This window comes from Sphaerisporangium melleum, from assembly GCF_014646695.1.
GTDB classification, from domain to species: Bacteria; Actinomycetota; Actinomycetes; order Streptosporangiales; family Streptosporangiaceae; genus Sphaerisporangium; species Sphaerisporangium melleum.
Map to the genome: position 1 here is coordinate 130,984 of NZ_BMNT01000012.1, position 7,984 is coordinate 138,967.

Sequence of the window (7,984 nt, forward strand, 5' to 3'; positions counted from 1 at the left end):
TGGTGGATCAGTCGATCAACAAGGCGCGGGTCCAGCCGGTCACGTTGGCGCCCTCCAGCGCCAGGACCGCCCCGGCACGGCCTTCCAGAAACCCGGGCTTGGGGAGCGCGGCGATCCCCGCGGCCAACTTCTGGCGGGTCTGCCGGATAGGCTCGGCGAACCGGTCGGGGGTGGCGCTGTCGGCGGCGATGGCGGTGGTGACGGTCAGCAGTCCCGCCCAGCCGTGGCAGAGGGACGCATCGGTGACCCGGTCCAGGCGGGCGGGGTCGGTGAGGGCGGTGACGGCGAGTTCCTCGGCCTTCTGCCTACGGGCGTCGTCACCGAGCGCGCAGGCTGCCAGTTGCAGCGTGCGGGCGATACCAAGGTCGCCATAGCACCAGGAGGGACGCAGCGGTGGCGCCTGCTGTGGCTCGTCGGCGAGTAGGTCCAGGGTGATCCAGTAGAAGGACCCGAACTCCTCCAGCCAGGCCGTGAACGTCTCAATGGCGCCGGTCTGGCCCTCCACCAGGACGCCGCGGCGGGCGGCGAGAGACAGCAGCGCCAATGGCCCGGCGATGCCGTGTGCCACCCCGTTGTTGGCGTGGCCACCGGCGATGTCCTCATGTGGGGGGCTGTCCGACGCCCACCATCCGGGCAGGACCCGGGCTTCGGCTTCGGCCGGGACCGCCAGCGTCACCAGGTGGGCTAGCACCTCCTGCAGCAGCGGCTGAGGCGAGCCTGCGCGGGCCAACAGCAACGCCCCAAGCCCGGTGAGACCACGGATGAGATCGGACTCGGCGAGCGTGGGAGGTCGCGCCGCTTCTCGCCGGCGGCGGGCCGTAGCGAGCCGAGCGGCCACGACCCGGTCGACGGCTGTCTGAACGGAGTGGTCGGCGCGTCCGGCGCGGCCGAGCACGAACTCCAGCGCGGGGGCGCCGTGGAACAGGGAAGCGTTCGAGCCGGTGCTGACGCCGCCCACGACCGCCTCGGCGAGCAGGGGCCGCGCTACGGCGAGGTTGCCGCGCTCGATGTGCAGCAGCGCCATCCCTAGCGCGCCCTCGGCCAAGGCCTGCGTCATGGGCGGGGTCATCGGCCCGCTCTGACCGCGACGACGATGCTGTGGGCGCGCCCGCCGATCCACCCATTCGCGTCCGGCGGCGGCGCGTCGTAGAGCACCGCGACGGAGGAGCCGCACAGGTGCGTGCGGAGCAGGTCGAGGTCCATCTCCCTGGTGAGGTTCAGTAGCAGGCGTTGATCGTCCATGGCCAGGAGCACACGGTCAGGCACACCCGCCCGGCCGCGCCAGGCGTGCAGTTGCTCGGCCCACTCGTCCAGGCACGCCGTACGGGCGGGCAGTGTGCGGGCCCGCAGCTGCCAGCGGGCCGCAACCACGATGCTGCGCCGGTAGTGCAGCGCCGGGGTGAACGGCAACGTCCATGCGGCGCCCCAGTCGAACCAGGTCACCTGCGGAGTCGCGGCACGGCTGATCTCGGCCAGGAACCGGACCAGTGGCGGGGTGAAGTTGTTCCACACGAAGTTGATCGCTGTCGGCGTGAGCGGTTCCAGGCGCTCCCCGGTGGCGGCTACCGCGAGGTAGAGGTGGCTACCGCGCAGACCGACGACCAGATCGGAGGGGAGGATCACCGTGGTGTCGCCGCCGCGGAACTCTCCGACGCTGACCAGCTTCGGCAGGACCTGCGGCGTGCGTGTGAGCAGGTCGGCCTCGACGCGTGAGGGATGGAAGGACAACTGAGCCGGTATCGCCACGGGATCGACCGTGGGCAGGGCCGTGTGCCTGTCAGCCGTGTCCGGGAACAGGTGCTGGAATCGTCCCGTCATCGTTCCGGCCGCTCTGGAGACGGTGTGTACGCGGACACGGAAGTCGCCTCGGTCGAGCGCCGGGAGCGAACCGGCTTGGACCTCTGCGCACAGCTCGAAGTGCGGGGCAAGGCAGGTGGGCGGTTCGCCGGCGGCCTCCAACTCCTCGATGAGCGTCTCGGACAGGATCACCGTCCGGCGGCCTTCAACGGCGGCGGTCCCTGCGAGATCCAAAAGCAACCGGTCGCGCCGGGACATCGGTCGTGGCGGCTCGGACACCGAGCCGAACCCGTCAGGTAGGCCCAACCCGTTGTCCGGGTCAACGAGCTGCTCCAGGCCCACCTCGGCGCCCTCACCCCAGCGGGCGGAGAACCGCTCGATGTAGCGCCGCCATGCCCTGGTTCCGGCCGGGTAGGGCGCGAGCCTGGCCAGCACGGTCGCCGCGGTCTCCATCTCGATCGCGACTGTCTCCGGCAGCCGAACCTCGGCGTTCAGGCGCACGTCCACGCAGGCCTCCCGCTCGCAGGCTTCCAAGGAGCCCGCAGGAAGGACGGCAGCCGGGTCAACGATCGTGGCAGGGGCACGCAGCGCCGACCGCAGAACGCGAAGGCGCAGCAGCTCCGCGAGGAACGCGGCCTGGCGGCGTGCATCCACGTGCGGGAACTCTGCGGCGAGTTTGCCCGCCAGCGCCGCATGCCCGATGGGTGACCGGGCCACCTGGAGGACGTGCGCCAGCGCAGGCGTCAGAGCGAGGGAGAACTCCGACGCGCCCTCGGACGGCACGAAGACGCGGCCGCCGCGCACGTAAGCCAGGTTGTTGACGCACACCTCGACAGCCGCCATCGACGCGCCGCTAGCTTCTACGGCACTGATCACCTTGTCCAGCGCCCGGGGGTCGGCTCGGGCGACGACCTCGTGCTCATCCCCGACAAACACGGCCGATGTCTCGCCGAAGTCGACCAGGCAGACGCCGGCGAACAACCCGAACGGCGTGGACCGATACTCGTATCTGATGGCGTACCGGGCGATGGCGAGCGCGGCGCGGCGCGCCCGGCGGCCATTCGCCGATCGGCCGTCCAGGACCGCCTCCACCTGGCGGGCTAGGTCCGGGCTCGCATTGGAGACCGTACGTCGGAAGGCGTCATCGGCCCAGATCGGATGCAGCCAGGAACGCCACTGGTCGACGGTCGCGGTAGGCCCGGGCCAATGCGGCAGGGCGGGGGCGGCAAGGTTCACCACCGCGCGCAGCATTCCGGCGCCCGTGCGCCGGTACAGGGTCCGCCGCGACCGTGTCATCGCTCACGCTCCGTTCCCGGGGAAGACGAGGGCGCGGGCCGGGCGGGCCCGCGCCGCGCGGACTAGGAAGTCGTGCAGGCGCTCGGGCAGGAGCTCCCGCAGTTGTCGCCGGTGCTGCACAACAGCACCGTGTCGGCCGCCGGGGTGTTCTCGATGAAGGTGATGTCGAGGTCGAACGGGTCGAAGGTCTCTTCCGCATCGACCGTGGCGGTCTCCTTTGTGGTGGTCTGCTGGATGGTGGGAGCGCTCATGTCCTCTACTCCTTGTCTTGTTTCGGGTTCCTGACGTGGGGGTCCACGCCGGCCGGGCGGGCCATCTCAGCCCGCGTCCGCCTGGTCCACGTGACGACGTCCTCGTGGGCCTGCGGGTAGTAGGCGGCGCGGGCCAGCAAGATGGGGCTGCGGCCCGGGCCGGAGTGCGTGGGCGGCGGCACGCTGCGTCTTCACGTGGAGCGGCCACAAGTCCGCAGGCGTCCGCCCTTCGTGGTGGCAGTGGCCCGGTAGTAGGCGTTGAGGCGCTGCCCGCCGGGCTCCCCAAGAACCAGCCATCAATGGCCTACGGCCGCCTCGATCATGGCGGCCCATCCTCGGGCGGTCAGCTTCACGTTCAAGCCCTCGGAGCAGCGGTTGGACTGGGTGGCCTGTGCATCGTCTCTGTGCTGTGAGGGACATCACTAGGCGGTGCAAGGGGTCCTCGCGGACTTCCCCCGAACGTTTGCCGGACTTGTCCAGACTTCCGGGTTGCGGGCAGCTTCCGGCGCTTCCTGGTCGGCCCTACCTTGAGAGCAAGAGTTGTCGCGTCCGGCAGGAAGGCCAGCATGGAACAGACTGTGCTGAGGCAACTCGCTCACGCTAGGGGACTACTGGCCTACCGCCAATTCCTGCGCGCTTACCAGGAGGAAGGCGTACGCCTCGGCTTCGGCTCGATGTGGCTCGGGCCACGGCAGTGGAAACGCTGGCTCGCCGGCGACCTCCGAACGGCGCCGTACCCGAACGCATGCGCAGTCTTGGAGAGCATGTTCCACCGGCCGGTCACGGAGCTGCTCGCACCGGCGACGAGCACAGGAGACGGGCAACCTGTCGCAGTCGGCGTGATCGCCGCGCCCGTCAAGCCCAGGGAGATCTACGAGATGATGATGGAAGCAGCCGACCAGTCGAGGGAGGCCGCCGAGGAGGCCGAACTCCAGGTCGGCCCAGCGACGATGGAGCAGCTCCACGACGACGTTGTGGAGCTGGCGCGCACGTACTTGCAGCGTTCACCCATGGAGGTGTTCCCGCTACTGGTGGCCAAGCGCGCTCAAATCCTGGCCAGGAGGAACGAGACCGCACGGCCCGGCCAACTCCAGGACCTCAACTTCATGGCCGGCGTCGCGAGTGTCCTCCTCGCCGAGGCGAGCATTGACCTCGGACAGACGAGAGACGCCGTGGACCACGCCCGCGCGGCCTGGTCGTACGCGAACAGCATCGACAACGTGCCGCTAGCGGTGTGGGCGCGCGGCATGATGGCCACCAGCGCCTACTGGTCCGGCCGTGCACGCGATGCCGTCACCGCCATCACCCGGGCCGAGCAGCACCGGCCGGTAGGGATCGCGGCCGCCCGGGTCTACTCGATCGCAGCCCGCGCCTACAGTCACCTGGGGGACACCGACCGCACTGTGGCGGCGATCCACGCGGCGATGGAGGCTCGTTCCGCTGACCGGGGCGGGGAGGAGTTGCAGGAGATCGGCGGCGTGTTCGACTGGGACGCCGTTCGGGAACAGCGGGGCTTCTCCTCGGCTCTGCTGCAGCTGCTCCTGGTGCGTCGAGGCGAGTTCGATCCGGCCGCCGTGCAAGACTTCACCGGGCGGATTTTGGACCATACGCGGGCGGCGCTCGCGGATGCTCGGGCCCTCCCGAACGATCAGCGGTCGGCGACGGTTGAGGCCACCATCGGAATCGAGGCGGCGACCGCGTTCGTCATCCTCGGCGACTTGGCCAACGCCCACGACACCCTGGCCGCCGTCCTGGAGCTGCCCGAGAACATGCGCACCTTCCCCGTCGTGTACCGGCTCAAGTGCCTGCACGAGCAGTTGGGCCATGCGCAGCAGACGCAGCAGGTACGGGCTCTGAACTCCCAGCTGATGGCGTTCATGGATGCGTCCACCGTGCGGGCGCTGCCCGCCGGCGGCTAGCCCGCGCGCTGGTTGATCCAGGCCGCCAGGACGGCCGCCTCCCGCTCCGGGGTGATGCCGAGTTCGGCCGCGCGCTCGTGGTCGAGTTGAGGGCCGGTCTGGAGCCACGCCCACGTGTCCGCCACCGTCTCGGCGAGAGGACGGCACACCAGACCGGCAGCGCGGGCGCGGGCCGCGTCGATCTGCCACGTCCCCGCGTACGGCCGCCACAGCGGCAGTTCTGTCCACTCGCGGACGCCCTTGCCGATGAGGAAGTCGTGCGGCACCCATTCCAGTACGACCGGGATGCCGGTCGCCTTTTGGCATGCTTCCAGGAGATCGCCGAACGTCGCGTGACCAATCGGCGCGGCCAGCGTGCATGCTCCTGCGAGGTGGCGTTCAGCGGCGTCCAGGGCGAACGTGGCGACGTCGCGGACATCGATCGGCTGGATCGGCCAATCCGGGGTGCCGGGCGCGAGCACCCGACCGCCCTCGGCGACGCGGCGCAGCCACCATGGGATGCGGCCGACGTACTCGTGGGGGCCGATGATGACGCCCGGCCGGAGCAGCAGGGAGCGTCCGGCGCCGAAGGCGCGGGTCACCGCCTCCTCGCATCCGGCCTTCTCGCGGCCGTACTGGTCGGCGCCGGACTCGCCGGGCGGCCCGCTCCACGACCAGCGGCGGACGGGTGAGTCGTCGGTGAGGGGTTCGGTGGGCCACCCGGTGTAGACATTCACCGTGGAGACGTACATGTAGTGGCCGGCCTGGTCGCGGAGGGCGCTCGCGGACGTCTCCACCATGTCGGGGGTCATGCCGCTGGTGTCGATGACGGCGTCGTACGGGCCGCGCGTCGCAAGGTCGGCCAGATCGTGCATGGAGGTCCGGTCCCCGCGGATCGCGGAGACTCCGGCGGCGTCCTGGCCGGACTTACCCCGAGTGAAGGTGAACACCTCGTGGCCGCGTTGGAGAGCCTGCTCAGCCAGGGCGCGGCCGAGGAACCAGGTACCACCAAGGATGAGCAGTCGCATGGCCACGATCCTGACGTATCCGCGCGGCGGCGGATAGAGCGGCGCCATCGGCCACGCTCGCATGGGCCACCGCTTCACGGTTCCGGCGCTGCCGGTTGCCGTCCAGCAAGTGGCCGGATCAGCCTTCAGCGCCGCACTGATCCACGCGCTGAGCCAAGGGACGGCCGCCGAACAAGCCGCAGCGTTCGCCTGCCGGGCGGCAGCTGTGGTGCAGCCGCACTCCGCACGGCGTGCTGCCGACGCTCGCCGACCTCCAGATGGAGCAGCCAGCTAGCGCTAGCCGACCGGGGCGAGTTCCAGCGCGCTGGTCAGCTTGGCCATGAACCGATGCATCTGCGGGTCAGAGTCCCCGGCCCATGCCCCAGCGTCGTCCAGGGCGAACCATCGGCATGCCGAGAACTCCGCCGGATCGGGAACGATCTCCATCTGCTGACTGGCCGAGAAGACGAACCACAGAGTCGCATCAGTGTGGGAGTGTGGAGGCCGAGTCTCGGTCACGGTCAGGAAGAACGCATCGCTGCCAAGACGCGCATGAAAGGGCGGCGCGATCTTCAGCTCCTCATTCAGTTCACGGACGACCGTCACCTGCGGATTCTCGTCAGGGTCGACGTGCCCACCGGGCATGAGCCAAGCCTTCGCCTTCGCGTGATCCACGAGTAGGACGGTTCGGGCCGCCTCGTCCAAGAGCGCGGCATAGACCGCCAGATGCCGGTCCGGAGTTGCCGGCTTGGCCGTACGGAACAGCGGATGACCAGCATCGATCCAATCCAGCATCCACTGCTGATCGGCGGACTCTCGCTCGTCATACGGCACGACGGACTGCACGAGGTCTCGAACGACTAGCCGCGGGTCAAGCTGCCTGCCAGGCATGGGACGCCTTCCGCCGATGAACGGTCTGGTGAACCTCCAGCCCCTCCACGCTCACCAGTGCAGGCACCCTACCGACCACAGAACACCCCACGCCCAGCCATTGGCAGGACTCGTCACCGGCGAGTCCTCCTCCGGCAGGCGCCGACCAGCCGCGAGAAGAAGGACCCGAGGCCCGCAGCCCAGGCACGAAGCACCCGGCAGACCCCTGCGCGCCCTCCGTGCCGCTCGGGCGCCGTTGGGCGGCTCCCTCTCGGTGGCATGGGCCTTTGGGGTTCTACTGGGAGTGGATGTAGACCTCGTCGAAGACCTCGGCGAGCTTGTTCAGGTCCTGGGTGATGCCCTTCTCCGGGTCGCTGGCGTCGAAGGTGACCGAGAGCCGGCCGAGGCCCTTGCGGGCCTGCAGGGCCTTCCACATGGTGTTGGTCGCCAGGCCCTGGTCGAGCAGGCGCCAGGTGGCGCCGTCCCACTCCTGGCGGTGGGTCCACAGCATGACCGTCTGCACGCCGGCCTGCAGCGGCAGGTCCACGCGCAGCTTGGCCGCGGCCTCGGCCTGCGCGGCGGTCAGCTTGTTGGCGCCGCTGTGGGCCAGGCCCACCTCGCGGGCGCCGACGTGGACGCGGGTGTCCCAGCCGCGGGCGCGGACCCCGATCCACTGGTTGCGCAGCGCCTTGTCCGGAGTGATCTTGTACGTGGCGTACTCGCTGGAGAACAGGCCGCTGGACACATTGACGTGGTCCACATCGCCGGTCAGCACGTACTTCTCGACATTGGCCCGGGTGATCAGCGGGTACTTGCCGCGCAGCGCGGCCTGGCAGGGCTCGTTGGCGCCGCAGCCCATCTCGGG

7 protein-coding genes are annotated in these 7,984 nt (G+C 69.9%); 1 reads left to right on the plus strand and 6 read right to left on the minus strand.

Annotation, left to right across the window (positions count from 1 at the left end; translation table 11 throughout):
• Window positions 1–7 precede the first annotated feature (7 nt).
• The 3 genes from IEY93_RS12710 to IEY93_RS12720 all read right to left on the minus strand — a co-directional run bounded on the left by IEY93_RS12710 (window position 8) and on the right by IEY93_RS12720 (window position 3,344).
• Window positions 8–1,057, minus strand: coding sequence for a lanthionine synthetase C family protein (locus tag IEY93_RS12710; RefSeq protein ID WP_229691082.1), 1,050 nt, complete (start codon window positions 1,055–1,057; stop codon window positions 8–10).
• 8 nt (window positions 1,058–1,065) lie between these two features.
• Window positions 1,066–3,093, minus strand: coding sequence for a lantibiotic dehydratase family protein (locus tag IEY93_RS12715; protein ID WP_189163225.1), 2,028 nt, complete (start codon window positions 3,091–3,093; stop codon window positions 1,066–1,068).
• 62 nt (window positions 3,094–3,155) lie between these two features.
• Entirely contained in the window at window positions 3,156–3,344 is a 189-nt protein-coding gene (locus IEY93_RS12720; RefSeq protein ID WP_189163226.1) for an FxLD family lanthipeptide, read from the minus strand.
• 566 nt (window positions 3,345–3,910) lie between these two features.
• Here IEY93_RS12720 and IEY93_RS12725 point away from each other — a divergent pair.
• A complete protein-coding gene (locus IEY93_RS12725; protein ID WP_189163227.1) occupies window positions 3,911–5,263 on the plus strand; it encodes a hypothetical protein in 1,353 nt (450 codons plus the stop codon).
• On the opposite strand, the gene IEY93_RS12730 is transcribed toward IEY93_RS12725, so the two are convergent.
• From IEY93_RS12730 to IEY93_RS12740, 3 genes are all read right to left on the minus strand, one after another.
• A complete protein-coding gene (locus IEY93_RS12730; RefSeq protein WP_189163228.1) occupies window positions 5,260–6,270 on the minus strand; it encodes an NAD-dependent epimerase/dehydratase family protein in 1,011 nt (336 codons plus the stop codon). The genes IEY93_RS12725 and IEY93_RS12730 overlap by 4 nt on opposite strands.
• A gap of 276 nt (window positions 6,271–6,546) precedes the next feature.
• A complete protein-coding gene (locus tag IEY93_RS12735) occupies window positions 6,547–7,095 on the minus strand; it encodes an NUDIX domain-containing protein (RefSeq protein WP_203968793.1) in 549 nt (182 codons plus the stop codon).
• A gap of 319 nt (window positions 7,096–7,414) precedes the next feature.
• The coding region (locus tag IEY93_RS12740) for a hypothetical protein (RefSeq protein WP_189163230.1) at window positions 7,415–7,984 on the minus strand (570 nt) is incomplete at its 5' end.